This window comes from Viridibacillus sp. FSL H8-0110 (genome assembly GCF_038003565.1).
In the GTDB taxonomy this organism is placed as follows: domain Bacteria; phylum Bacillota; class Bacilli; order Bacillales_A; family Planococcaceae; genus Viridibacillus; species Viridibacillus arenosi.
Genome location: NZ_JBBOPJ010000001.1, coordinates 2,074,732 through 2,100,032, shown reverse-complemented (window position 1 = coordinate 2,100,032; position 25,301 = coordinate 2,074,732). Strand labels below are relative to the sequence as shown.

Genomic DNA, 25,301 nt, shown 5'->3' with positions numbered 1-25,301 from the left:
TACTATCTTATACTTTAAATCGTTGAGTTAAAGTTTGTAATTCTACTGCTTGCTGACTTAGTTCTTGTACAACACTGTTTATTTCTTGCAATGTTGCAGTTTGTTCTTCTACAGCACCTGAAATATTTGCAGATTGCATTGCAGCTATTTCGGCATTTGTCGCAATTTCTTCTACAGAGGCAGTTACTTCTTCAGTACCTGCAGATAATTGCTCGGAAGTTGCCGTTATATCTTCAAGCTGCGTTGTCATTTGAGATACAGAGTTTACAATCTGTCCAAATGATTCGTTCGCATTATCCAACACGTAAACACCTTGGCTGACATTTTTTAGTCCTTCTTCTATTGAAGAAGCAACAGTTTTTGTATCATTTTGGATTGTTTGCGTCAAATGAACAATTTGTGATGCCGACCCTTTAGATCCTTCAGCTAGCTTACGTACTTCTTCTGCTACCACAGCAAATCCTTTACCATGCTCCCCTGCACGTGCCGCTTCGATTGCAGCGTTCAATGCTAGTAAATTTGTTTGATCTGTAATATCGGTAATTACTTTTGTCATTTTTTGAATCTCAAGTGTTTGTGCAGTCAGTTTTTGTATTAACTCATTTGTTTCATTTGTCGAATTGGAAATAACATGCATTTGTTGTTTGGCAACTTCTAATATCTTTGTACCTTCACTTGCAATTTTCGTAGTATCAACTGCATGATCAAATAACAATTGTGAAGCTTCAGCAATTCGGCTTACTCCGATTGCTGTTTCTTGCATTGCAATGGCGCTATCCTTCGCTATTTCAACGGAATCGACAGATCCTTTAGAAGTTTTCTCAACGCTATTCGACACACCTTCAGCAGATTGTGAAACTTCAGTTGTACTTGCAGATAGCTCTTCAATTGCTGCACTTAATTGACTTGTATTATCCGATATACTAGTAATCAATTCTTTTAGATAGCTCTTCATTTGATTGAAGGATACTGCTAATTGACCGACTTCATCTTTAGTCTTAACTTCAAAATCCGAATGTGTTAAATCTCCAGTAGCAATTAAATTAGAACCTTTTACAATTGCCATTAAAGGATTAACAACTGTTTTCTTAATGAATATGATGAAGAAAATTGCTAGAATTATGCTAAGTAAAGAGATGATACTCGCTAGACGCATAGCTTGTTCTGCTACTTTATGAACACCTTCATTTGCCTCATCTAATTCTTTTTTCTGAAAGTCCATAATTTCAATAGCAGATTCTAGAATCTTTCCATTTGCTACCGAACCAACTTCTTTCAATTCTTTATAAGCAACGTCTTTATTGCCTTTTTCATATTCTGAAATGACCAAATCTGCAGAATTATCAAATTTGTCTTTGTTTGATTTGATGTCAGACATATAAGAATGCATTTTTTCCGACATTTCTTTACTATTTAAATCAGTTAATGATTGATTAAGCTTTTGCTGATAAATTTGTAAATTCCTTTTTTCTGTATCATTACCTTCTATTAAATAAGAACGTAAATACAAACCTTGCGCAGCAAGATTGAATTGAATATCATTCGCTAATTGGATTTTTTCAAAACGATCTTTCGTTACTTCATCGAAAGCATCTTCAACTGCTGATAAACGATTATAGTTAAATACTAAAATTACTAACAGCATGACAATCATCGTAATAAAGCCTAAACTAATTTTCTTTTGAATAGACATTTGCCTAACCCCTCGCATCCCAAAATTAAGTGAACATATTAATCTACAAAAACTCGACTAAAACTGTCGAATCGTTGTATATCACCAACATAACTATAGCATTATGAATAGTCATAATTACTGATTCAATTGAACCAACATTTGTCCATATTACTAATTTTTTTTACTAACTAGAAGGATCAGGACTAAATCTTTTGAATTATAAATAAGTTAAATTTTGCATTGGTAATTGTTTCTATATTATTTCCATAGTAATAATCTGTTTTCTTATTACAAGAACTATACATATTAAATTTAAAAATCTCTTCATATATAATAGCTATTTTTATAAGCATCATTTTTATTCATCAAATTGTCCTAGATTAAATCGTTGTATTAAATAATTTTTCAGAAACTCTCTACAGCTATTTGAAAGCTCACTTTTTGCTGGATGAATTACATCTCCATATGGTAATTCCCCTACAAAACGTACCATCCCTGTAAATTCCCTTTTCAATTCATCATCGTAACCAGAAAATTTTACAAAGCACGTTTGAGGCCCATTATGTGCAAAATCAACGATCATTACTTTATGATTATTCATTTTCTCAACACCTCCTCATTCAATTTCCCATTTAAAATTAACGGTCCATTGCGTTTAAAATACGCAATGGACCCTTTTGGTTGTTGCCCTATTTTGTAGTTCCTTCAATATAATTTCTTACATTTTGAATCTCTTTTAGACAAAACAATATCAAAAGAACACTAGCAATCATGAAAACAATTAACTTTGATGTTAACTCATTGTTCAATATAACTGCTCGATACAAGAAACCAAAAAATTGACGACCCCTACTGCTAAAATAATTACGGTGTAGGAACTTGGACAAACTTATCATCTTCAATATAGAAATTTATATGTTAGTTATATTTAAATCGCACATACAATTACATCATTTTCATATACAGATCCTTAATAATTAGAATAGAATTTTGTATTAACCAAAATAGGTGACGAACTCTCCTTTCAATAATAACAAATTAAAAGATGGAGTTAAATCTTAAAATAATACATTTATTCATAAGAGAATACTTTGAATCATATAATTAAAGCGGTAAGTAGTTTACGGAAAAAGTATATTAATGTAGAAATAGAGAGAAATAGAGAGAATTTTCAGTAATTAAAGACGTAGTTATTTCGAACTATTTTTAATATTCTGAAATTATATTTTTTATTATATTGATAACATAATAAATATTCATGTTAACAATTTTCTTTCAAATATTTAAAATATCTATTTTTTATATCATAAAAATACCATGAACACACTTTTATAATTCAGCGCGCTAAATCTACCAATATTACTATTAAAAAGTTATTTTCCTAATAAAATATATTAATGGATTTTATTTGTTTCTATGGAAATCTTTTTTTGTTATATTGAAATTAAGCTTTTCACAAGGGCTTATTATTTTAGATAAGGGGGATTTAAATGGCTAAAAAGAAAAAGTATTTATTGTTCACTCTTTTAGCAATCATTTCATTGATCTTAGCTGCATGTAATTTTGGGGGAGAAACAGCTAAAGAAGAAGATGAAGGTGATAAAGGTACTGGAAGTGAAGTGCAAGAAAAGAAAAAAGCACTAAATTTAGTAATTGCTTCTGAACCACCTGCAATGAATCCGCAGTTGGCTACTGATACAACTTCTGGGAATATTTTATTAAGTCTTTTTGAAGGTTTAACTAGACTTGATAAAGATGCAAAATATGAAAAAGCATTGGCTGAAGATATACAAATTAGTGATGACCAATTGACTTACACGTTTAAATTACGTGATGCTAAATGGACAAATGGTGATTCTGTTGTTGCAGGTGATTTTGAATACGCTTGGAAATGGGCTTTAGATCCAGCTAATACATCTGAGTATGCATCTCAACTTTACCCTATTAAAGGTGCTGAAGAATTTAATACTGGTAAAGGATCTGCTGATGACATTGCTATTAAAGTTGTAGATGATAAAACATTGGAAGTTACTTTAGCAAATCCTACACCTTACTTCCTTGAGTTAACAGCATTCCAAACATATATGCCTATTAACAAAAAGGTTGCTGAAGCAAACAAAGAATGGTACGCAGATGCTGGTGAAAACTACGTTACAAATGGTCCATTCAAATTAGCTGAATGGCAACATGATGCCTCTCTAAAATTAGAAAAAAATGCTGATTATTGGGATGTTGCCAATGTTAAATTAGACGAAGTAAATATTGGCATGGTAGAGAAAGAACCTACAGCGGTTAGTAAGTTTAAAGCTGGTGAAATTGATTATCTAGGTTCTCCTTTCCAAACCGTAGCACTGGATTCAATTGATGAATTCAAAAAGAGCAACCAATTAAATATTCAACCAATGGCTGGTGTATATTGGTACAAATTAAACAATAAAGGTAAATTCACGAAGAATGCTAATATTCGTAAAGCTTTGACATTAGCTATTAATCGTCAAGAGTTAATTACAAATGTAGTAAAAGGTGAACAAACACCAGCGTTAGGAATGGTTCCTTCTGCTATTGCTGGTTTTGAAGAAGACCGCGGTTATATTAAAGACAATGATATTGAAGGTGCAAAAGCTGCACTTGAAGCTGGTATGAAAGAGCTTGGCATTAAAAAAGCATCTGACATTGAAATTGGCATTTCAATTAATACAAGTGAAGCACATAATGCGATTGCACAGTTTATCCAAGAAGGTTGGAAGAAAAACTTAGGTATCAAAGTGAAAATTGATAACTCTGAGTGGCAAGTATTTTTAGATAAGTTAACTAACCTAGATTATGAAGTAGGTCGTATGGGTTGGATCGCTGACTATAGAGATCCTTACACATTCCTAGAAATGTACTCTACTGCTGATAATGGCAACAATGATACTGGCTGGGAAAATCCAAAGTACAAAGAGTTGATGAAGAAATCAGTCTCTGAAAAAGACCCTGCAAAGCGTCTAGAAATTTTAAAAGAAGCTGAAGGAATTGCAATGGGTGAACTACCAGTTGCACCTATCTACTACTACACTAGCCTTTTTGTTAAAAAGGATTCTGTAACAGGTATGGAACCTGACCCAATCGGTAATATCCAGCTTAAAAGAGCAGATATTACTGAATAGTACGCACGCAGTACACGCTGGATAAACTGTTAGATATTCTATCAACAGCAAAGAGCTGCCTCATAGTCGTTTATTCGGCTTATGAGACAGCTTTTTTTAAACTAAACTCTAAGAAAAAAAGGAGGAGTTTCATGTGATTAAATACATTTTAAAAAGACTAATGTACATTTTGCTTGCGCTTTTTGTCATTATTTCTGCCACATTCTTCTTAATGAGATTGGCACCAGGAAGTCCATTTGCAAGTGAGCGTAGTTTTCCACCTCAAATCGAGAAACAGTTAAATGCAAAATATGGGTTAGACAATCCTTGGTATATCCAATATAAAGATTATCTTATCGATTCAGCTTCGTTCGACTTTGGTGAATCGATGAAATATAAAATGCGTTCTACAAATGATATGATTTCTGAGGGTTTCCCTATTTCTTTAACTCTGGGTATTGAAGCCATGCTACTTGCTGTGGGACTAGGCATACTTTTAGGTGTCATTTCAGCGCTTTATCACAATCGCTTTCCCGATTATTTAGCTACTACAATTGCTGTCGTAGGAATATCAATCCCCTCTTTTGTATTGGCTGGTTTATTGCAGTATTTCGTAGCTTTAAAACTAGGATGGTTCCCAATAAGTGGTTGGAAAGGATTTATCTATAGTATTTTACCTGCATTTGCTATTGCTATGACACATATGGGTTTTATTGCTAAACTTACACGATCCAGTATGCTTGAGCAAAATAATAGTGATTATGTCAAAATGGCACGGGCAAAAGGAATTGGCAAATGGACAATTGTTTTCCGACATACATTACGTAATGCCCTGTTACCTGTCGTTACATATATTGGACCTTTAACAGCTGGTGTTGTGACGGGAAGTTTTATTGTAGAACAAATTTTTGCAATACCAGGACTTGGTAAGCACTTCGTTACAAGTATTTCGAATCGTGATTACACAGTTATTATGGGTACTACCGTGTTCTACTCTATCATCCTTTTACTTGCGGTATTTATCGTAGATATTTTATACGGTATTATCGATCCACGTATTAAGCTGAGAGGGGCGAAAAAATAATGTCACAACAACAATTAGAAAAAATCGAAAAAGAAATGTTTGAAATTGTAGGAGGAAGACATGAAGAAACTGAAAAGCTAGCAAAGAAATCTGTGTCTTTTTGGAAAGAGGTTATCATTCGATTTGCTCACAATAAATTAGCTATTTTCGGTTTAATAGCACTTATGGCTATTTTATTAATGGCTATTTTTGCACCTATATTTTCACAGTATACTTATAGTGAACAACTTGGATTATACAATAAGGCTCCATCAGCAGCCAATTGGTTTGGTACAGATGATTTAGGACGAGATGTATTTGTTCGTGTTTGGGAAGGTGCAAGAATTTCTTTGTTCATTGGTATTACTGCTGCTATTATTGATTTAGTTATTGGGGTAGTATGGGGCAGTATTTCAGGTCTAGCTGGGGAACGTGTAGATAATATTATGATGCGTATTGCAGATGTTTTAACAGCAGTTCCCTATTTACTTGTTGTAATCGTTTTATCAGTAGTTTTAGGAAATGGAGCTCTTGGAGATGGTTTGTTACCTATGATTATCGCACTTTCTGTCACTGGGTGGATTAATATGGCTCGTATAGTTCGTGGTGAAGTACTATCCATCAAAAATCAAGAATATGTCTTAGCTGCACGAACACTTGGAGCTAATACGAAACATTTAATCATCAAACATTTAATTCCAAATGCATTAGGTGCTATTTTAGTCACAATGACACTAACTATTCCAATGGCTATTTTCACAGAAGCTTTCTTAAGTTATCTTGGTCTTGGTGTATCAGCACCATTAGCAAGTTGGGGTACAATGGCTTCTGAAGGAAACAACGCTATTACAAATGCGCCTTGGAGACTAATCTTCCCTGCGCTTATGATTTCTTTAACTATTTTTGCATTTAATGCAGTTGGCGATGGATTGCGGGATGCACTAGATCCAAAATTACGTAAATAAGGAGGTTGAAAAGAATGAGTGAACCAATTTTACAAGTAAAAGACTTAAGAATCCATTTTAAAACGTTTGCGGGTTTCGTACAAGCTGTCCGAGGTGTAAATTTTGAATTAAAAGCCGGAGAAACACTTGCCATTGTAGGCGAATCTGGCTCGGGTAAAAGTGTTACAAGTAATGCCTTGATGAAGCTGATTCCAGAACCTCCTGGTATTTATGAGTCTGGTGAAATCATCTTTAATGGTCGTGATTTAATCTCCCTTTCAGATAAAGAAATGTCTAAAGTAAGAGGCAATGAGATCTCTATGATTTTCCAGGACCCTATGACATCATTGAATCCAACTATGCGTGTCGGTAGACAAATTACTGAAGTAATTTTAAAACATAAGAATGTCTCAGCGTCTGAAGCAAAAAAACGCGCTATTAAACTATTAGATCAAGTAGGAATCCCAATGCCTGAAAAACGCTATAAACAGTACCCACACGAATTTTCTGGTGGTATGCGACAACGTGTTGTAATTGCTATTGCTTTAGCAGCTGAGCCTAAACTATTAATTGCTGACGAACCAACAACTGCTCTTGACGTAACTATTCAAGCACAAATATTAGAGCTTATGAAGGATATCCAAAAGACTAGTAATACATCGATTATCTTCATAACACATGATTTAGGCGTTGTTGCTAATGTCGCTGATCGAGTGGCAGTTATGTATGCTGGACAAATTGTTGAATATGGTACAGTAAATGAAATTTTCTATAATCCTAAGCACCCATACACATGGGGATTACTCGGTTCTATGCCAGATATAGATAGTAATTCAGATGAATTATTACGAACTATTCCAGGTTCACCACCTGATTTAACCCAGCCTCCTAAAGGAGATGCATTTGCAGCTCGCAATGAATTTGCTTTAGCAATTGATTATGAAAAAGAACCGCCTATGTTCCAAGTAAGCGAAACTCATTTTGCTAAAACATGGCTATTGCATCCAGATGCACCTAAAATTCCAATTCCTGAAGCTGTAGCTAAACGAATTGAAGGATATTTAGGAAAGGAGAATATGCTAAATGGCGAAAAAACTATTAGAAATTAAAAACTTAACTCAATATTTCGGTTCTTCAAAAGAGCCAGTAAAAGCTGTTGATGGTATTAGCTTCGACATTTATGAAGGTGAAACTCTTGGCTTAGTAGGAGAATCTGGCTGTGGTAAATCTACGACTGGTCGCTCTATTATTCGCCTATATGATATAACGGATGGAGAAATTATCTTTAATGGAAAAGATGTTCATAGTAGTAAATCAGCAAATGAGATGAAGCAATTTAACCGCCAAATGCAAATGATTTTCCAGGATCCCTATGCTTCACTGAATCCAAGAATGAAAGCTGGAGAAATAATTAGTGAAGCCTTTGATATTCACGGTCTATACAAAAACAAAAAAGAACGCCTCGAAAAAGTAGAATCCTTACTAGAAGCTGTTGGCTTAAACAAAGAACATGCAAACCGCTATGCACATGAATTTTCCGGTGGACAACGACAACGTATTGGTATCGCTCGTGCGCTGAGTTTAAATCCTAGCTTTATCATTGCAGATGAACCCATTTCTGCTCTTGATGTATCGATTCAAGCACAAGTTGTAAACTTATTAAAACAGCTACAAAAAGAGCTAAATTTAACTTATTTATTCATTGCTCATGATCTTTCTATGGTGAAATATATAAGTGACCGAATTGCTGTTATGTATCGCGGGAAAATCGTTGAGATTGGTTTAGCAGATGATATTTATCATTCGCCTGTCCATCCATATACGAAATCCTTGCTTTCAGCTATTCCGTTACCAGATCCAATATCTGAATCAAAACGTACACGAATTCCTTATGTACACGAAGAACTAGATGAAAGCGCTTCTTTATATGAAGTTGCTGATATGCATTTCGTTTATGGTACTGCTGCTTCCGTAAAGAAATGGCAAAATACTTAATAATAGGACAAAACCACCGCTCATTATGTGAACGGTGGTTTTTCATTATGTAAGAAGCTATAGAATTAGTTTTCTTTCACCGCAGATTCCTGCTTCACTTTACGCCATTTTAAGCGTAATTCCCAAACAGATATAAGTAATACAAGCCACACAAACCAATTCTCAAAGCTAATACCAGTTACTGATTGTCCTCCGAGCAATTGCAGTATTATCATTGTCAGGACAATATATCCAATTAAGAAAGCTTCCCACTTAAATTCATTTAAAGCATTTGATTCTTTACGCTTAATTGGCAAAAAGGAAATTAATAGAAATATTACAATAAATATTAGAACAGTTCTTCTCGGAATCACTGAAAATATCTCTATTTGTGATAAATAATCCATTATATATAGGATAGTTAATCCACTTAATATTAAAATATTTTTCGTTTTTAAAAAGGACATGACAGCTAGTCTGATGAGACCGCATTATTCTAGTTCATAAGTGAATTTTTATATAATTTATACATTTATTATTTCAACATTGGTTAATTCTGCCTCACGAGAAAGACGTGTTAATTGCATTTTTAATATATTATTATGCCTTACTTTCATAATCACTTTGTGAAAACCAGGTTGTTTATACATTTTCAAAGTTTCACTAAGGTTATCAATGAGATCTGGTGTTACAACTTTCATAGCAGTACAATCAATATCTAAGACATATGATCTTGTATCGATTGATTTCGTTAGACTTTTATAATCTTCAGCAAATTTTCTAGCCTGTTCTAATGTCATTTTATCATTAACAACAACATGAATTACTTTCATTAATTTGTCCTCATGTAATTCATAACCTATCATATGTACTCCCCCTATAAATAGTTATTTTACATGTTTTTCAGAATAATATCGTCAATTTGTTTTTAATTTTATTTAACTAGTAAATAAATTTATAGAGTCTTGCAGAATATAGTGGTCATATACATGGGTAAACAAAAACACGTACGGCATCGATACATATCAATGCCATATGTGTTCTCTTATTTACTGTTTAGATTCAATTACAACATCTTTAGCGACGATAGTAAATTCAGCTAAGGGGCTATCAAATAAAACATTAAGTCTAAAACCACCCTCAACTATTGACACCTCTTCGTACAACCACCATGAGCCATTTCCGACTGATGCGGTACTAGTAAATTCACTAACACCAGTGAAAGTAATTATTAACATATCATTTTCATGATACGTATTTTCTAAATTCAACTTGATTGTACATGTATGGTCTGCATTTCTTTCTATTGTTTGAATTATTGTGTCATGAAATGAGTCAACAAATAGATCATTTACCGCTTTAGGAAGTTTACTTTTAGCTGATATAAAATCTGCTGCACATCTTTCAAATTTTTCATTGGACAAAGCATCAAAATGCTCCAACCAGATTTTTGCCAAGTTACGCAAATTGTCATTTGGTGATCCTGCGATAATAGAACCATCTAGAACAAAAGGATGGAATTCTTCAGGTAAAAATCTTAACAACTTTTCTCGATCACGTTGTAACTCCATTTTTCGTTCCTGTTCTAAATCTATACCATACTCTCTATAATAAGCTTTTTCCTCTTCCCAATCGACCATGGTAACAAGGAAAAATAAATAATTAGATAATTGATTTTCTTCGAACCACTGCTTTGTAAAATATTTCATAAATCCAGTCCCTTCCATAAGTAAAACTTTTATAAACTGGTGAAAAAAACATAGATAAGTGATTGATAAAGCTTAATAAAGATATGGGTAAATATTGGGGTTATTATATAGACTACCGAGGTGTCTATAATTCTATTTTATATTTACATATATTATTATACATCCTTTATTTTCCTTGTAAATATTTAAATTATAAATTTATGGTAATAATGTAAAATATATATTTATAAAGTTCACAAAATATTGATATTATAATAAGTAATTTATAATGTATAAATTCAAGTATCCGGTAATTGTGATATGATGAAAGTAACTATATAGGAATTATCATTCGACTAGATTCTATATGGCTTTAATATCTAGGGGGTTTTTATATGAGCTTATTTAACATTAAACACACAGAAGGTATTCACAGCATTACAGATGTCAAAAAACATAAGAACAATATTGAATTACATACGGTTACAGGAGAAGAATTATATATCGTTGCCTTTTCTGATGAAACATATACGGTGTATGATGATCGCTTTGCGGGTGCTTCAAAGCAAATGAATTCAATCGAAGCTTACGAGATCGATGGAAGCTTCCGAAATTTAGACTTTGATGCGATGCGTAGCTTATTTTCAAACTCATTTGATCGCTTAATGGATGAGCTTTCAACTTATGTAGGGTCGAATAAACTAGTCAATCTGGATGACGTAAAAGAGGAAATTACGAAGGAAATTAAAGGTATTCACTTTAAAATCATTACAGACACAAAGAAATATCAATATTAATTGTGTAAAGCTGCTACCCTTTTGGTGCAGCTTTTTCCTTTTAATTGTATTTTCGTCTTCACAAATTAAACAATTTCGTATAAAATAATATTATTCCAATAAGAAAGGTTGGTTTTTAATTTGAGTACTGTTCCTTTTATTCCAAGGCCATTAGTTCGTGTAAATCAATGGACTATACTTTTAAGCGTTATTTTAACTTGGATTACAGATCAGCCTTGGATACTAGCCATTCCTTTATTGGCAAATTTACTTGGTTTGATTTTTAATTATAATCCCATTATGAAATTTGCTCGTCGCTTTTTGAAAAAAGAACCTTCTGCTTATATACCTGAAGATGTTGGCCAGCAAAAGTTTAATTCATGTATAGCTATTTCTTGCTTATTTCTTGGCTTAATTGGCTATTTAACTAATTGGTCAGTACTTGCATATACATTTACGATCATGGTCGCTGTTGCTTCTTTTATAGCTATTTTAGGGTTTTGTATCGGTTGCTTTATTCTTTTTCAACTCAAACGATTTAAGCATCGAATCAGTAATACTTAATCTTATGATAAATGCTCCATAGAAAGAGACCACTTTAAAGCGTTCTCTTTCTATGGCTCTATTTCATTTTTTAATTCATGATTTTACTTAGCTTTTCCCATCGAAAAGCCTTCAAATAGACGACCTCCATAAGGCTCTAATATCATTTCACTTAAATGAATAACTTTTTTTTTCTCTGCCGTTTTATAATACGTATCGAATGCATCAACAAATTCCTCGGTAAACTTTTCATCATAGTTCTTTAATGCTCGAATTATCCATTTTGAGGATCCTATCCATTGACCATTAGTTCTTAACACAAATTCATGAATAAGCTCAGCTAATGTGTTAGCAATGAAAATTTCTTCTGCACGATTTTTGCAACCTATAAAATCATCTAATACATCTGTTATAAAATATCGCTTCGTTGTAATGATTTCTTCCGTCCATCTGTCAGGTCCCTTATCTAAAATCTCTTTAGCTTCTAGCTTTATCGATTGGATAATCCCTTTATCTTTTAATATAATCCCTTCCCATACCATCCTTTGCATAGAAGGCTTAGCAGCTTTGTAATCGAGTTCGAAAAAGTGTTTGTAAGACGTTAAATTATGTATAAAAACTTCGATTGGCCACCCAAATTCGTTAAAGGACTCTCTATAACTTGAATTTAGACTTTTATCAAATACGACTATGTCGAGGTCAGAAGTATCTGTTCCCTCTCCTCTTACAACACTTCCAGCCAACACTGCTCCTTGACAATTTGGAAAATACTTATTGATAAATAGATGCGCTGCTTCAATTGGGCTTATTTTCTTGAAATCCCCCATGATCATCACCTCGTATTGAGTAAATTTTTTATATTAATTTCCATATTAGCTAATGAACAGTAAAAATACTAGTGAAATCCTGAAAACACAAGATAACAAAGTCAAAAAAAAAAAAAACGATTAATACTCAAAAATGAGTTAATCGTCTTTGTCAGGATGGTCAAAATAAATCACCCTTATTTATTTTTTATTGACACATTATACTTTGCTAGCGCTTCTTCTAAGTTTTTTAAGTATTTCTCGGACATGCTTTTATTCGTAGCATACGTATTCATAAAAAATTCATCTTGGTCATCTGCATATGATTTCAAGCTATTGTATATACCTTTTTGATAACCTATATAGTTATTGAAGGCATGATGAATTTCTTTTTCAGCTTCAGTCTTAGGAGATATGTCGACAGTTTTCAAATACGCTATTTGCTGATTTGCTAGCTTTAGGAATTTTTCTCGATTTTCTGCATTCTTTAAATAAGATTCATCATCAACAATGCTTTTTACAACACTGTGAATTTCTTCTTTAGATGTTGGCAATTCAACTTTTAACACTGCTTCAATGCTTTGCTTAAAGTCATTAGAAACTTTTGCATCAGCCTCAGCAACTACCCCAATGGTTTCTACCTTTTTGGCTGTCTTATCACTACTACAACCTGTTATCAATATTGAACCTGCCATCAAAACTGAGAGGAAAGAAAAAGCTTTCTGTTTAGTAAATTTGCGCATGGATTGCCTCCTAAAGTTATCTTTAATTTCAAATAATTCTAACATTAATGCATTTCTTTTACTATTTTTAAGCTGCAAGGATAATTCATAATTACTAAATAAAATTAATTAGTAACAATTTAGACTTATTCTTATTTTTCAGTCTCACCCTTTTTTGATTTTTTTAACCATATATCCAATAACTCAATAATGTTTTGTTTGCAGCTCTATGAATTTCCGATTTTATATAGATATGCCACTTTTTTTATTTTCTATTCCATAGATGTCGACTTAATGCCTTTTTTATCATCAAGAGCTTATAATCTTAACTTTATAAAAAAAAGACTGCTTCATTTTACATGAAGGCAGCCTTTAATTTTACGCTGTATAAGCGCATAGCACTTGTGTCTCCTTTTACTTCAAACATTCCGTTTGCTATTAACTCTCTTAAACGGTACTCAATAAATGCATCACCGATATGATTTTCAATATTGCCAAATGCTTCACCAACTAACCTAGCTGCCTTCATAAATTCTTCAGGCTCTTCTTCAGTTCTATCCTGAAGTTCTTTATGTAAATATCTAGCACATTCAATGATGAAATTATCATAATAATTAGCTTCTGTAGAAATAATTATGCCGTCTTCCAGATAGCGTAGATCATTCATTGTCTTTGAGAGTTTCTGCCACTCTTTAATATAACGAGCTTGATCCGATTTGGAGACTGACTCACCAGATGACGTCATATTAATTAATTTTTCAGGAACCACTTCTCCTGTAGTCCTAGGTACAAACAGCGGCTCTAACTGTTTTAATTGAGTACTAACATTCACTATTTCAATTGGATTTTGGGTATTATTTAATTCATTTATTACAAACCGTAACCCTGTTTGTTCATGCGCACTTTCAGATACCCAAATACAAACAGGTACGTCATCTTGTATGCCTTTAAATTGATCGCTTTGTAAAGGATCATACGACTTTTCCACTTCTCTTATGATGTGTTCTTGCATCCAGTCAATACGAGCCTGTGGATCATTTAATGGTCCTATGGAAAAAACATCTCTAACGACAAAAACCCTTTCCTCCTTTGTTTTTTTCATCAAATGTAGTGCATGTTTTAAACTACCAGCAGCCGAGTCTCCAAATACGATATGTATTTTGTTCAAATTATCGCTCCTGTTCGCTTTCTATTTTAGTCATTTCACCAGAATATGGATAAAACAAATAGCGATTTTCTTTTTCGCCATCTTTACCAATAATTAAATAGCAATCTGTATGTAATGCAAAAGAATCTGTGTTATAAATGGTTTTACCAGTTTCTTCTGTCATTACTTTTACGCTATAATAGTCAGCAATCTTCACTTCAGCTTCAGCAAGTGTATATGTTGGTTTATAAAATTCAAAACTAATAAGTAATATTAGGACGAAAATGATGCTGGAAATACCTAAGCGAGAACTAATGGGTGCATACTGATTTCCTTGTCGCTGCAATATATAATAGATTCCCAATCCCATTAATAAGACAATTGATATTGTTATAAATCTTCCCAAATTATCTATAAACGCATATTGCCTTGCTTTAATGTAAAAATATACAGCTGTTATCAATAAAATTATTGAAGCTATTGGTAACACTCTCTCTTTCAATTCGCTCACTCCTTTTAAAAAAATTAGATACTGCATCTTCGTTCCTCATTCCTACAGTGTCTTTTACGCTTTTCATTTATCTTTCTAAGTATGCATGTTTTTCTCTCTAATGTTGACACTAAGTCCATTCTTTCTTTGTTTGGAGTGATGAACATTACTATAAATTTAGGTACGATACCTCTCAATGGTGCCATAATGTCTATTACAATCGGTGTTGGATTACTGTTAATAGTTCGATTTATGAAGCATTTGAAGAGATCAAAAATTGGCCAATTGGAAGGATGGTCAATTGGGTTTGCTATTCCAGGTTTTATTTTAACAATAACTGGAGCGCAAATGTCTTTAAAATGGCCATTATATAAAATAGATTTTCTTTATAACATTATTATCTTCGGCGAGCTTTCATTAGCTTTTGGTGTTTTATTGTTAGCAGTATCAATTCTTCTATGGAGAAAAGCTAATGTTTTCGCGAAAAATAACGTTGATTATATTGATTCAATGACTATTTCTCGAATATTAATGAAAGAAGCACCCATATTGCTAAAACCACTTTCATACTTTACTTTTGCTATGGGTTTAGCTCTTTTTTCTATTACCATTGCAAGTATCCGTCTTCAATTATTCTCAACTTTTAATGATGATCTAATTACGAGTTCCTTTACCAAATACCCTTTAGTTGAAGGACTCTTCATATCCGTTCTATACGGAATAACAGGCATTGGCGCAATATTGTTACCCTTTACTTTAAAACAATATGCAAAACCGAGTATCTTCAATATCATGATCACTTGTTGGAAAATCGCAGGGATTGCCTTTATTTTATTTGGCATGTTGAATTATTTTACACATATTGGTCTAATAGTCCATTCAATGGGCGAATAAAAAACGTAGTAGACATTATATCTACTACGTTTTAATTTATGCACCAACAAACAGAACACATTGACTGATTGCGATGAAAAATGCTGGATTTTGAATTGGCGAATTCTCTTCAATCTCTAGCTCTATCAAGAACTCATCACCTTCTGTTGCCTTCCAACGGGCAATATCTACATCATCAAGTGCAAAGCGGGACCAATCTTCCATTTCCTTATGTATCATCATTTTCATTTGGCCATCTGTGATCACAAGGTCTGGAATCAATTCCTTCCAACCATCGTAGGCAAGCATATATTTCTTTTGTTGTTTTAAATCTTTTGCTTCATAAAAAACTTTTCCTTTACGAGTTACCTTTTTACAAGTGAAAAGTGGCTCATCCTGCATATCAAAAACGTCATATCTTAAAAAATAACGATAATCCATTACTTTATCTAGTATACGCTTCAAACTATTTGAGTAGTGGCGTTGAAATGTGAATATAGCCTGACCTGACTCATCAGCTACCGTAATTTTTGGTGTTGTTTCAATCGAATTTGGGTGTAAATAAGTATATCTTTGCATTATTTGCTCCTTTAAATCTAAACGTTTCATAAGTAAACTATAGCATTTTCAGGGCAGGAACGCACTTACTGGCTCTATAACGATTTTATAGTAAACTATCAAAAGTATTAACGATGCAATAACAGGACATTGTCAAATTAGACATCATCAACTGGTTTTAGCTTCCTATTGGTAATAAAAATACACATTTTTATTTCTTTACAGCATTTTCTAAAATATCAAAAAAATCGTTATCATCCACCATTATATATTTTTTTTGTGTCTCATCCACGTATATGATTTTATTAGATGAATCCACAAACAAAGCAAAGTACCCACTTACCGAAATGTTTATGAGGTAATTGTAATGTAGGTCTATATTTGAATCCTCCATTTTCATTTCTTTAAATTTCGCATTTTCAAAAGCCTTTAGTAGTTCTTTTTGTGTTTCTTCCGAAATTTCAACCGTTGCCAACGAAGGAATTTTTTCAACTGTTATATATGAATCTTTTTCATTAAAATCTATTCTCCAAAATAAATCCTTTACAGATAAAGTTGTTTTCTTTACCTTTTCAGTTGAAGGTGTTTTTTCAACTTTCACACTACCAAAAGTCTTGTATTGTCCATATATATATATATACCCATCCCAACTAAAACGACTAGAACAATAGTTAATACAAAAGCTTTTCGTTTACGCATAAATTCCTCCCATTACCTCTTTTTTCTTTTTACTAATCATAGCAAAATTATTACTTTAATGTGTAAAACATTTCCAATATCAATTTTAATATTCAGTGTAAATTTTCCTTTATATAAAAAGATATTATTAGTTGGGAAGTTTGCGTTGGCAAATCAATTTGCTCGAACTTTTTTAGTGAATCATAATCAAAAAAAGCTGTTAGTTTTAAAACTAACAGCTTTTTTCTATTTAACTATATACATATAAATCAAATTGAATTTCCGCATCTATTGAACTAGAAAAGTCTATGATATTTTTCTGCAAATACATTGCAGGTTTATCATTATTTTCTATTTCGATTACAATCATAAATTGAAATTGTAAATCGTATTTCTTCTTTAGTTGTAATAATTCTTTTGTTTTTTCTTTTAGGGATTTTAATATTACATCCAACTGTTTGTTTATATCGAGAGATTCTTGATAGCCCGTACTTAAAGTCCAACTTGTCTCTTTTCTACGTAAAATTTTAGTAGCGAAAGTTTTAATAACATCCCCTTTTTTGTATGTTTCTGTAGGTTCTACATCCAGACCATTTGTTACTTCCTCCAAAGGAAAGTTATCTCCAAACGCACTAAAATAAGCCATTACTTTTGTTTTATCCAAGATGGTATCTCCTTTTTCAGCTAATACACATTTTTTTGTAATCAGTTATTAGCCCCTTACTTGCCCATTCCCATATACAAAATACTTACTCGAAGTCATTGCTTGTAATCCCATTGGCCCTCTTGCATGAAGCTTTTGAGTGCTAATGCCGATTTCCGCACCATAACCGAATTCAAAGCCGTCTGTGAAGCGCGTAGAGGCATTATGATAAACTGCTGCAGCATCAACACCGTTTAAGAATTGCGCTGCTGCAATCGCATCTTCCGTTAATATAGCTTCAGAATGATTTGTACCATATTTATTTATATGCTCGACTGCTTCTACAACATTTGACACGATTTTTACACTAACTGTTAATGCCAAATATTCTGTTGCCCAGTCCTCTTCTGTAGCAAGCTTTGCATCTGAATATGCATTACAAACAGTGTCATCGCCAATAATCTCAACGTCATGTGCCGCTAACGCTTCTAATAACGCAACACCATGCTGTGCAAACCATTTTTCATTGATTAATACACTTTCTGTTGCATTACATACAGATGGACGATGTGTTTTTCCGTTAATGACGATATTTGTTGCCAACTCAGGTTTTGCCGATTCGTCTATATAAATATGACAATTTCCCGCGCCCGTTTCTAAAACCGGAACTGTCGCTTCACTTACAACCGTATCGATTAATGCTTTTCCACCGCGAGGAATCAGTACATCTAGATATTCTTTTAGATGGAATAATTCCTTCGCTGTTTCACGATTTGTATCTTCGATTAACTGCACTGCATCTACTGGTAGTGTTGTCTGCTCAAGTGCCTTATGTATCGATGCAACTAGTGCGATATTCGAAAACTTCGCAGATGAACTGCCACGTAAAAGTACAGCATTTCCAGTTTTCAAAGCTAGTGTCGCTGCATCTACAGTAACATTTGGTCTTGCTTCATAAATCATGCCAATCACACCAAGTGGCACTCGTTTTTTCTGAATATGCAAACCATTTTCTTTCTGAATATCCTCTATTACTTCACCAACTGGATCATTTAACTTTACTAATAATAGAATCGCATCTGACATATCTTGAATGCGTTTTTCATTTAAGAATATGCGATCTAAAACTGATTCTGAAAGACCTTTTTCACTACCTGCTTCAATATCCTTGTTATTTTCTTCAATTATATATTCTTTATCTATCAGTAGTTGCTCTGCAATTTTTTGTAATGTTTCATTTTTTTCTTGCGTTGTTTTACTGTTCATGTGATAACTTGCTATTTTCGCTAACTTACCTTTTTTTTCTACTTCGCTCATTATGTTACCTCCACTTAGTTATGCTTTTACCCACTTATCACGATGAATGACCTCAATATTTGATACGATTAGTTCGTTTGTTCGTTTCCCCATAGCTTGTTTTAGTTCATCTGCGGAATAGAGTACTTCTCCTCTTCCAAGCACGCCATTTTTACCGTAAACTTCAACAACATCGCCTTTTTGGAAATCACCTTCCATTTTATATACACCTGCAGGAAGTAAACTGCTACCTTTGGAGACAAGTGCTTGCTCCGCACCTTCGTCCACAAAAACTTTACCTGAAACAGCTGAAAATAATGAAATCCATTGTTTATTGTTATTTAATACAGGTAGTTCGTCTTTCTCTATATACGTCCCGTCCCCTGTACCCTCCAATACTTGCAATAATTTTCGATCACCTTTACCGTTACCGATAAATACCTTCACGCCAAGTTCATATGCTGTTTTTGCTGCCATTAATTTTGATTCCATGCCACCCGTTCCTACTTTTGAACCTGCTCCACTAGTGAATGACAACATTTCTTCCGTAACTTCAGTTAAAAAATCAATGCGTTTTGCATCTGGATTTTTAAATGGATTCGCATCATACAATCCATTTATATCTGTTAAGATCATTAACTGATCAGCATGTACCAATCCGCTTACTAACGCAGAGAGCATGTCATTGTCACCAAAAGTAAGTTCTTTTACTGACACCGTATCGTTTTCGTTGATGATTGGTATTACGGAACGATCCAATAATTCTGACAATGTAGAATAAGCGTTTTTATAACGATACTTGCTTGAAAAATCCGTTCTAGTTAATAAAATCTGTGCTGTCACAATACCGTGTTTACTTAATTGTTCTGTATATGATTGGACTAATAAGCTTTGCCCTACTGCTGCAGCTGCTTGTTTTCCTTTTAAAGTAACTGGTCTTGAAGAGTAACCTAGTTTGCGAAAACCACATGCCACAGCCCCTGAAGATACTAATACCACTTCATGACCTGCCTGACGTAGTGTTGCAATTGCATTTATATGATCTTGAAACTTTACTTGATCTATCTCACCCTTCGCATTCGTCAAAGAGCTACTACCTATTTTCACAACAATTCGTTTTTTATCCATCTTTATTGCCTCCAATACAACATAAAAAACCCTTTTCGCCCTCGAATATATCAAGGACGAAAAGGGTTACTTCTCGTGGTACCACCTTAGTTGAATGCATTAAATGCACCCCACTCAACCTCATAACGCTTGAGACTGCGCCTATGTTTGCATAGGAGCTAAGAAGTAGGTTCCGTGTGTTTGCTGTTACGATGTCTTGCAGCCGGTGAACATCGCTCTCTTATACAGTAAGATCACACATACTAGTCTTCTTTTCGCTAAATATTTAATTATAAGCATGCAACAGATTCTTTTAACTGTCAATAATCATTGCATAAATAAAGAAATAATGCTTAATTCAACATCTATTTGTGATACTTCATAATCTTTTACACATAAGAATAATTCATGTAAAAACGACTTAGTCGTTTCCTGTATGATATTTGGTAGGATTGTTACATCTTCGTTCTGCTTACAGCATCTTTTATAGAAAAAGCAGCAGTGATAATAGAAATCACTATGGTAGCTAATACAATCAGTAATACAAATCTGTCCTCCTGCATATCAATAAAATTCAATAAGTACTTTGTGAACTCTGGTTCTATAATATTCGGTCGCGTAATGATTATGATCAAGACAGCAGTAGCAATGAGCTCATAAAACGTTTGGAAAATAACGACTTTTTTACTCCATTGTCCTTGGATTCGTTTATAGAGAGATAATGCAATACCCAAGACAGCAATAATCACAATTAGAATCCAAAAATCATTTAAAATTTGTTGATTAAATGTTGGATATTTAAAAATGAGATCTTCTTCTCTATTCACGTACACTCCAATTAAACGATCCGCATTAAAGTAAATTGAAACCCAAATAGCGGTCCATACTAAACTACCAAAAAACGCATACTTTGAAATAGATTTATGCTTAGTAGTTAGCTGCACTTTGTTTAAATCATCAAGTGTCCATTTTTGAAGACCAGTCAAAATTTCCTCTTTCGGCTCTTTGGCAAATCTTTCGAGAAACGCAAAGATTAAGGTTAACCAAAAGAATACTTGAATCGCAACTTCTAGCATCATACCAATACCATTACCAACAAGTTTGAGGACTACCATTAATAAGGCTTCATCCCCCTCATAACTAAAAGCAAAATCTATGACAAATGCAATAAGAGCAATAGTCATTGCAATCGGAACTATCGTTTTTAAAAGAGATATATAGGATTGAAAATATATAGGACCAATTAAATACATGGGTTTATCCTGATAGGTTTTTGCAAGAACTGCTGGATCACCTAATTTTACAAGCGCCTCTTTGATGTCTTTTTCCGTATAATCAGAAGGCAACATATCTTCAATAGTCGCCTTCAATTCAAGAGCAATAGCTGCTCGATCTTTTTGAGACAATCTTCGAGTTACTTCATGGATATATTTATCAATTAATTCCATTGGTACCATCCCCTTTGTCTACCTTATGTTGATGCATTTTGTATCCCCCATTATTTTACCACTTAATTACATATACATAATATATTAGCCAAATGTATTATATGCACCACACTCATTTTTATATACAGTCAAATAAAAAAACGACTATCTACTTGAAGAGATAGTCATTTCTTAATCATATCAATTTGCATTAATCATTTGTTTTATATGTAAAAACAGTTCTAGAATTGGACAAGGGGCACCCTCAGCATGAGAGTACCCCTTAATTTATAATTAGCTAATTTTAATAAAACTCAAATTTCAACCCGATCATCCGGGGAATATTTACTCAAAAGCCTATAGCTTTCTGTACCGCGGTAAAATTCCACTGGTTAGCTTTCTAACCTAAGCAACGCAAACCCTACCTTCTTTTGCGTCCTTGTGACCCCAAAGTCACTCCAGTGTGAATAAGTATCTACAAAAACATTTAGTAGAATGCCAATATTTATAAACTAGCTAATCAGCATAAAAAATATTATCTCACGAAAAAGCAGTTTTGTCAATAGCGTTGCTTCACTACTTTCTAAAGTTACCTACTATTGATAAGAAACATGCGAATTTGTACGCAAATTGACCAATTGAATACATATTTTCATTTCCCTTTTCTTAAGTATAATATCTACCGTTACGTCAGATGCAACTACTTTAATTCACTTTACAAATAAACGAACACAACCTATTGCGTTCCTCTCTTTTTTATTTTCACTTGTGAAAAATAAAAGGTTTTTTCACTTATGGGGGATTCGAATTCTCATTTTCCATTTATATTCACATTCACTGCTAAATTTTTGAGCTTTTGGAGTTCATTCTCTAATATCTCTAATGGTATCTTTACCTCATCTTTATTTCGTAAGGCTATACTTTATTGAAACAGATTTTAAATTTATTGAAATTCAAATATTGAAAGAAGTTAGTACATAACCATTGGTAAAGAATTAAATAACAATTGTAGAGTTGCAACATTTTTCTTATTACCATGTTTAATGGTTTTTTTCCTTTTATATTTACTCTCTCTCGTAATGGGAACGATTTATTCATTTAAGGATGTAGTAATCGAAGAGTTATTGGATAATAAGAATAAAGAGTATCGTATCAAAAGAGAGTGTGGGGGTTTGAAAATGCAGTACAAAATTTTAATAGTGGAAGATGAAACTATTTTACGTGAGATAGTGAAAGATTATTTATTAAACGAGGGGTATAAGGTAGTTGAAGCCATTGATGGTGAACAAGCAATAGAATCATTTCAAAACTATGCTTTTCATCTAATTATTCTTGATATCATGTTGCCAAAAGTAGACGGATGGACTGTTTGTAGAAGAATCCGTAAGGTATCAAATGTTCCAATCATCATGTTAACCGCACGTATTGATGAGGATGATACATTACTTGGGTTTGAGCTAGGTGCTGATGATTATGTTGCAAAGCCATATAGTCCACCAATTTTATTAGCAAGAGTTAAACGTTTACTTGAAAGTCGATATCGATTGAATGAAGGATCATTTGATACTTTAACTAAAAATGGGATTTCAGTAGATTTTTCTTCAAGGTTAGTAAAGGTAGAAGGTGTAAATGTTAATTTAACACATACCGAATTTGAAATCTTAACGTATTTAATGCAAAATCAAGGAATCGTGATTACAAGAGAACAACTCTTGTATAGGTTTGGGGACATGACTACTTTGGTGATGATCGAACGATCAATACACATATTCGTAATTTGCGAGCGAAATTAGGAACCAAATCAAAACTGATTTCAACGATTATTCGAACAGGGTATAAGTTTGAGGAGAGTTTATGAAATACGGTATTGTTTTAAAATTATTTTTATTAACAACAACGCTATGTTTGTTCATTACAGGGACAATTTATATTGGTCAGACCATATTCTTTAAGCAATACTATGAAAATCAGAAAGTAAATGACTTGAAATCAAGTATCAAATCATTTGAGAAACAATACTTAAAAAGTAATGGAAATGTGCAATCCATCCAGCAATTAGAACAAGATTTTTATCGTACTAACAATACATGGATAACCACATTGGATAAAAAAGGAAATATCATATCATCAAATGATTACTATGTAAAAATAAAGATAAATGACGAGAAAAATTCAAATCAATTCGTAACGATTCCACTGTATCATTTATTAAAAGGAGAAGATGTTTTTAAAGATACGCCTACCATTACAATGGGTGAGGAAGTGGATCTTTATACGATTGAAAAAAATAATATAATACTCCCGTTTTATCTATATTCTGTACAGAATGATTCTGATTGGTTAAATCAATTTATTTGGACAAGAATTGATAATGAACTCCAAATGAATAGTAAAGAACTTAAAGAATATAATCTACATGAGAAAATAACAATATCAATTAAATATCAAAATCAATATCATCCTAATTTTCGAATTAATCAATTTAAAGGAATCGTACAGAATGTCCGATTTCCTGAACAAAATGATGTTTCCAGTATCATTTATAGTAATAGCTTTTTTATGGAGCGTATTAGTGATTTCCAAACAGGCTTATTGTTTAATGAACAAAATCAATTCACAACATTCACAACAGATAATTATGATACAAATGGAATAAAATATAAACTGTTCATTGACCCGGTTAAAGATAAAAATGGAAACATTAGTTATATTTTTGCTATGGCTTCCTTACAACCAGTAGATGAAGCTGCACAAATGGTCAACGATTATTTTATCTATATGATAGCTTTTGTGTTACTACTAACTATTTTGGCTTCTTTCTACTATTCAATTAAAATTGCAAGACCATTATTAAAAATCAACAATTCAACTAGAAAAATTGCAGGCTTAGATTTTTCAGAACGAATTGAATATTTCTCTAAAGACGAAATAGGCGATATATCTCAGAACATAAATTTACTATCGGATACACTACATTCGCACATTACTCAGCTACAACAAGACATTGAAAAAGAAAAACAATTAGAGAATACTAGAAAAGAATTTATCTCAGGTGTCTCACATGAATTGAAGACCCCACTAAGTATTATGAAAGGTTGTATTTCGATCCTGAAAGACGGTGTTGCTAGTCATAAGAAGGATTACTACTTTGAAGCGATGGAAAAAGAAGTAGACAAGATGGATCGTTTAATAATCGATATGCTTGAACTAGCAAAATACGAGTCTGGAACGTACAAAATGAAAATGGAATCTTTTTATTTAGACAAAGTAATTGAGCATATTTGTCATCAGTTACATTTAGAAATAGAGAAAACGCAATTAACCATTCATAAAGAATTAACTTCAATAAAAGTTTTAGCAAATCAACATCTTATCGAACAAGTCATTACGAACTATATTACAAATGCAATCCGTTATACACCTTTGAATGAGCATATCTATATTTCGACCATCGTTGAGAATGAGCAGGTAAAAGTATGCGTGGAAAATAAAGGATCACATATTCCAGGTGACCAATTAGAAAAGGTTTGGGAACGATTCTATCGTGGTGATATGTCTAGACGACGATCTGAAGGTAGTACAGGATTAGGTCTAGCCATTTCGAAAAATATATTAGATCTACATGGTTTGCAGTATGGTGTCATGAATACTTCGGATGGGGTACTATTTTACTTTTACTTAAATATGAATCGTTGAAATGTACTGTATTTAAACATCAGGTTACCATCATATCTTTCATTTGAAGTAGATGACTGTTATTAAG

24 protein-coding genes, 1 pseudogene and 1 other annotated feature are annotated in these 25,301 nt (G+C 32.9%); of the genes and pseudogenes, 10 read left to right on the top strand and 15 right to left on the bottom strand.

Going from position 1 to position 25,301, the window contains the following annotated elements; genetic code table 11:
• Window positions 1-7: 7 nt before the first annotated feature.
• Entirely contained in the window at window positions 8-1,693 is a 1,686-nt protein-coding gene (locus MHH98_RS10515; RefSeq protein ID WP_340712781.1) for a methyl-accepting chemotaxis protein, read from the bottom strand.
• Window positions 1,694-2,033: 340 nt separating this feature from the next.
• A complete protein-coding gene (locus tag MHH98_RS10510) occupies window positions 2,034-2,276 on the bottom strand; it encodes a hypothetical protein (RefSeq protein WP_038182143.1) in 243 nt (80 codons plus the stop codon).
• 889 nt (window positions 2,277-3,165) lie between these two features.
• Between MHH98_RS10510 and MHH98_RS10505 the strand changes: the two genes are divergently transcribed.
• The 5 genes from MHH98_RS10505 to MHH98_RS10485 all read left to right on the top strand — a co-directional run bounded on the left by MHH98_RS10505 (window position 3,166) and on the right by MHH98_RS10485 (window position 8,805).
• Window positions 3,166-4,824, top strand: coding sequence for a peptide ABC transporter substrate-binding protein (locus tag MHH98_RS10505; protein ID WP_038182146.1), 1,659 nt, complete (start codon window positions 3,166-3,168; stop codon window positions 4,822-4,824).
• Between the two features lie 133 nt (window positions 4,825-4,957).
• Window positions 4,958-5,887, top strand: a complete 930-nt coding sequence (locus MHH98_RS10500) for an ABC transporter permease (RefSeq protein WP_038182149.1) — start codon at window positions 4,958-4,960, stop codon at window positions 5,885-5,887.
• Entirely contained in the window at window positions 5,887-6,831 is a 945-nt protein-coding gene (locus tag MHH98_RS10495) for an ABC transporter permease (RefSeq protein WP_038182153.1), read from the top strand. The genes MHH98_RS10500 and MHH98_RS10495 overlap by 1 nt, the downstream gene beginning before the upstream one ends.
• 14 nt (window positions 6,832-6,845) lie before the next feature.
• On the top strand, window positions 6,846-7,919 hold the full coding sequence (locus tag MHH98_RS10490) for an ABC transporter ATP-binding protein (RefSeq protein WP_340712779.1): 1,074 nt from the start codon (window positions 6,846-6,848) through the stop codon (window positions 7,917-7,919).
• Complete coding sequence (locus MHH98_RS10485) at window positions 7,894-8,805, top strand: ABC transporter ATP-binding protein (RefSeq protein ID WP_038182158.1); 912 nt, start codon at window positions 7,894-7,896, stop codon at window positions 8,803-8,805. The genes MHH98_RS10490 and MHH98_RS10485 overlap by 26 nt, the downstream gene beginning before the upstream one ends.
• Window positions 8,806-8,870: 65 nt before the next feature.
• On the opposite strand, the gene MHH98_RS10480 is transcribed toward MHH98_RS10485, so the two are convergent.
• From MHH98_RS10480 to MHH98_RS10470, 3 genes are all read right to left on the bottom strand, one after another.
• Window positions 8,871-9,158: a hypothetical protein gene (locus MHH98_RS10480; RefSeq protein WP_155981168.1), complete on the bottom strand. Its 288-nt coding sequence runs from the start codon at window positions 9,156-9,158 to the stop codon at window positions 8,871-8,873.
• A gap of 150 nt (window positions 9,159-9,308) precedes the next feature.
• A complete protein-coding gene (locus MHH98_RS10475) occupies window positions 9,309-9,650 on the bottom strand; it encodes a hypothetical protein (RefSeq protein ID WP_051448637.1) in 342 nt (113 codons plus the stop codon).
• Between the two features lie 183 nt (window positions 9,651-9,833).
• Window positions 9,834-10,493, bottom strand: a complete 660-nt coding sequence (locus MHH98_RS10470; RefSeq protein WP_340712777.1) for a DUF4085 family protein — start codon at window positions 10,491-10,493, stop codon at window positions 9,834-9,836.
• Window positions 10,494-10,867: 374 nt separating this feature from the next.
• Here MHH98_RS10470 and MHH98_RS10465 point away from each other — a divergent pair, with 374 nt between their 5' ends.
• A complete protein-coding gene (locus MHH98_RS10465) occupies window positions 10,868-11,269 on the top strand; it encodes a hypothetical protein (protein WP_038182166.1) in 402 nt (133 codons plus the stop codon).
• Between the two features lie 120 nt (window positions 11,270-11,389).
• Window positions 11,390-11,812 (top strand): DUF4395 domain-containing protein, encoded by a 423-nt coding sequence (locus MHH98_RS10460; protein ID WP_038182167.1) that lies wholly within the window; start codon window positions 11,390-11,392, stop codon window positions 11,810-11,812.
• Window positions 11,813-11,895: 83 nt separating this feature from the next.
• Here MHH98_RS10460 and MHH98_RS10455 read toward each other — a convergent pair whose 3' ends face one another.
• The 4 genes from MHH98_RS10455 to MHH98_RS10440 form a co-directional block, all read right to left on the bottom strand.
• The gene (locus MHH98_RS10455; RefSeq protein ID WP_038182170.1) at window positions 11,896-12,618 is read right to left on the bottom strand and encodes a nucleotidyltransferase domain-containing protein; all 723 of its coding nucleotides are present in this window, start codon (window positions 12,616-12,618) and stop codon (window positions 11,896-11,898) included.
• A 176-nt stretch (window positions 12,619-12,794) separates the two neighbouring features.
• Window positions 12,795-13,340 carry a hypothetical protein gene (locus MHH98_RS10450; RefSeq protein ID WP_038182173.1) on the bottom strand — a complete coding sequence of 182 codons (546 nt, stop codon included), beginning with the start codon at window positions 13,338-13,340 and terminating at the stop codon, window positions 12,795-12,797.
• Between the two features lie 334 nt (window positions 13,341-13,674).
• Window positions 13,675-14,487, bottom strand: a complete 813-nt coding sequence (locus tag MHH98_RS10445; protein WP_038182176.1) for a DUF1835 domain-containing protein — start codon at window positions 14,485-14,487, stop codon at window positions 13,675-13,677.
• 1 nt (window position 14,488) lies between these two features.
• Window positions 14,489-15,004, bottom strand: coding sequence for a hypothetical protein (locus MHH98_RS10440; RefSeq protein WP_051448638.1), 516 nt, complete (start codon window positions 15,002-15,004; stop codon window positions 14,489-14,491).
• A 111-nt stretch (window positions 15,005-15,115) separates the two neighbouring features.
• Here MHH98_RS10440 and MHH98_RS10435 point away from each other — a divergent pair, with 111 nt between their 5' ends.
• Window positions 15,116-15,850 carry a DUF981 family protein gene (locus MHH98_RS10435; protein ID WP_340712775.1) on the top strand — a complete coding sequence of 245 codons (735 nt, stop codon included), beginning with the start codon at window positions 15,116-15,118 and terminating at the stop codon, window positions 15,848-15,850.
• Window positions 15,851-15,886: 36 nt separating this feature from the next.
• Here MHH98_RS10435 and MHH98_RS10430 read toward each other — a convergent pair whose 3' ends face one another.
• The 6 genes from MHH98_RS10430 to MHH98_RS10405 all read right to left on the bottom strand — a co-directional run bounded on the left by MHH98_RS10430 (window position 15,887) and on the right by MHH98_RS10405 (window position 21,559).
• Window positions 15,887-16,408, bottom strand: a complete 522-nt coding sequence (locus MHH98_RS10430; RefSeq protein ID WP_076034814.1) for a tubby C-terminal domain-like protein — start codon at window positions 16,406-16,408, stop codon at window positions 15,887-15,889.
• Between the two features lie 190 nt (window positions 16,409-16,598).
• Window positions 16,599-16,988, bottom strand: coding sequence for a hypothetical protein (locus MHH98_RS10425; protein ID WP_340712773.1), 390 nt, complete (start codon window positions 16,986-16,988; stop codon window positions 16,599-16,601).
• Window positions 16,989-17,315: 327 nt separating this feature from the next.
• The gene (locus tag MHH98_RS10420; RefSeq protein WP_076065115.1) at window positions 17,316-17,711 is read right to left on the bottom strand and encodes a DUF4279 domain-containing protein; all 396 of its coding nucleotides are present in this window, start codon (window positions 17,709-17,711) and stop codon (window positions 17,316-17,318) included.
• A 66-nt stretch (window positions 17,712-17,777) separates the two neighbouring features.
• A complete protein-coding gene (locus MHH98_RS10415) occupies window positions 17,778-19,025 on the bottom strand; it encodes a glutamate-5-semialdehyde dehydrogenase (RefSeq protein WP_340712772.1) in 1,248 nt (415 codons plus the stop codon).
• 18 nt (window positions 19,026-19,043) lie between these two features.
• The gene (gene proB, locus MHH98_RS10410; protein ID WP_340712770.1) at window positions 19,044-20,132 is read right to left on the bottom strand and encodes a glutamate 5-kinase; all 1,089 of its coding nucleotides are present in this window, start codon (window positions 20,130-20,132) and stop codon (window positions 19,044-19,046) included.
• Between the two features lie 49 nt (window positions 20,133-20,181).
• Window positions 20,182-20,396: a binding site (T-box leader), on the bottom strand.
• A 170-nt stretch (window positions 20,397-20,566) separates the two neighbouring features.
• The gene (locus tag MHH98_RS10405; protein ID WP_038182190.1) at window positions 20,567-21,559 is read right to left on the bottom strand and encodes an HAAS signaling domain-containing protein; all 993 of its coding nucleotides are present in this window, start codon (window positions 21,557-21,559) and stop codon (window positions 20,567-20,569) included.
• Between the two features lie 1,157 nt (window positions 21,560-22,716).
• Between MHH98_RS10405 and MHH98_RS10400 the strand changes: the two are divergent.
• Both MHH98_RS10400 and MHH98_RS10395 read left to right on the top strand, forming a co-directional pair.
• Window positions 22,717-23,396, top strand: a pseudogene (locus MHH98_RS10400) (response regulator transcription factor).
• Window positions 23,393-25,234 carry a sensor histidine kinase gene (locus MHH98_RS10395; protein ID WP_038182197.1) on the top strand — a complete coding sequence of 614 codons (1,842 nt, stop codon included), beginning with the start codon at window positions 23,393-23,395 and terminating at the stop codon, window positions 25,232-25,234. The pseudogene MHH98_RS10400 and the gene MHH98_RS10395 overlap by 4 nt, the downstream one beginning before the upstream one ends.
• Window positions 25,235-25,301: the final 67 nt, after the last annotated feature.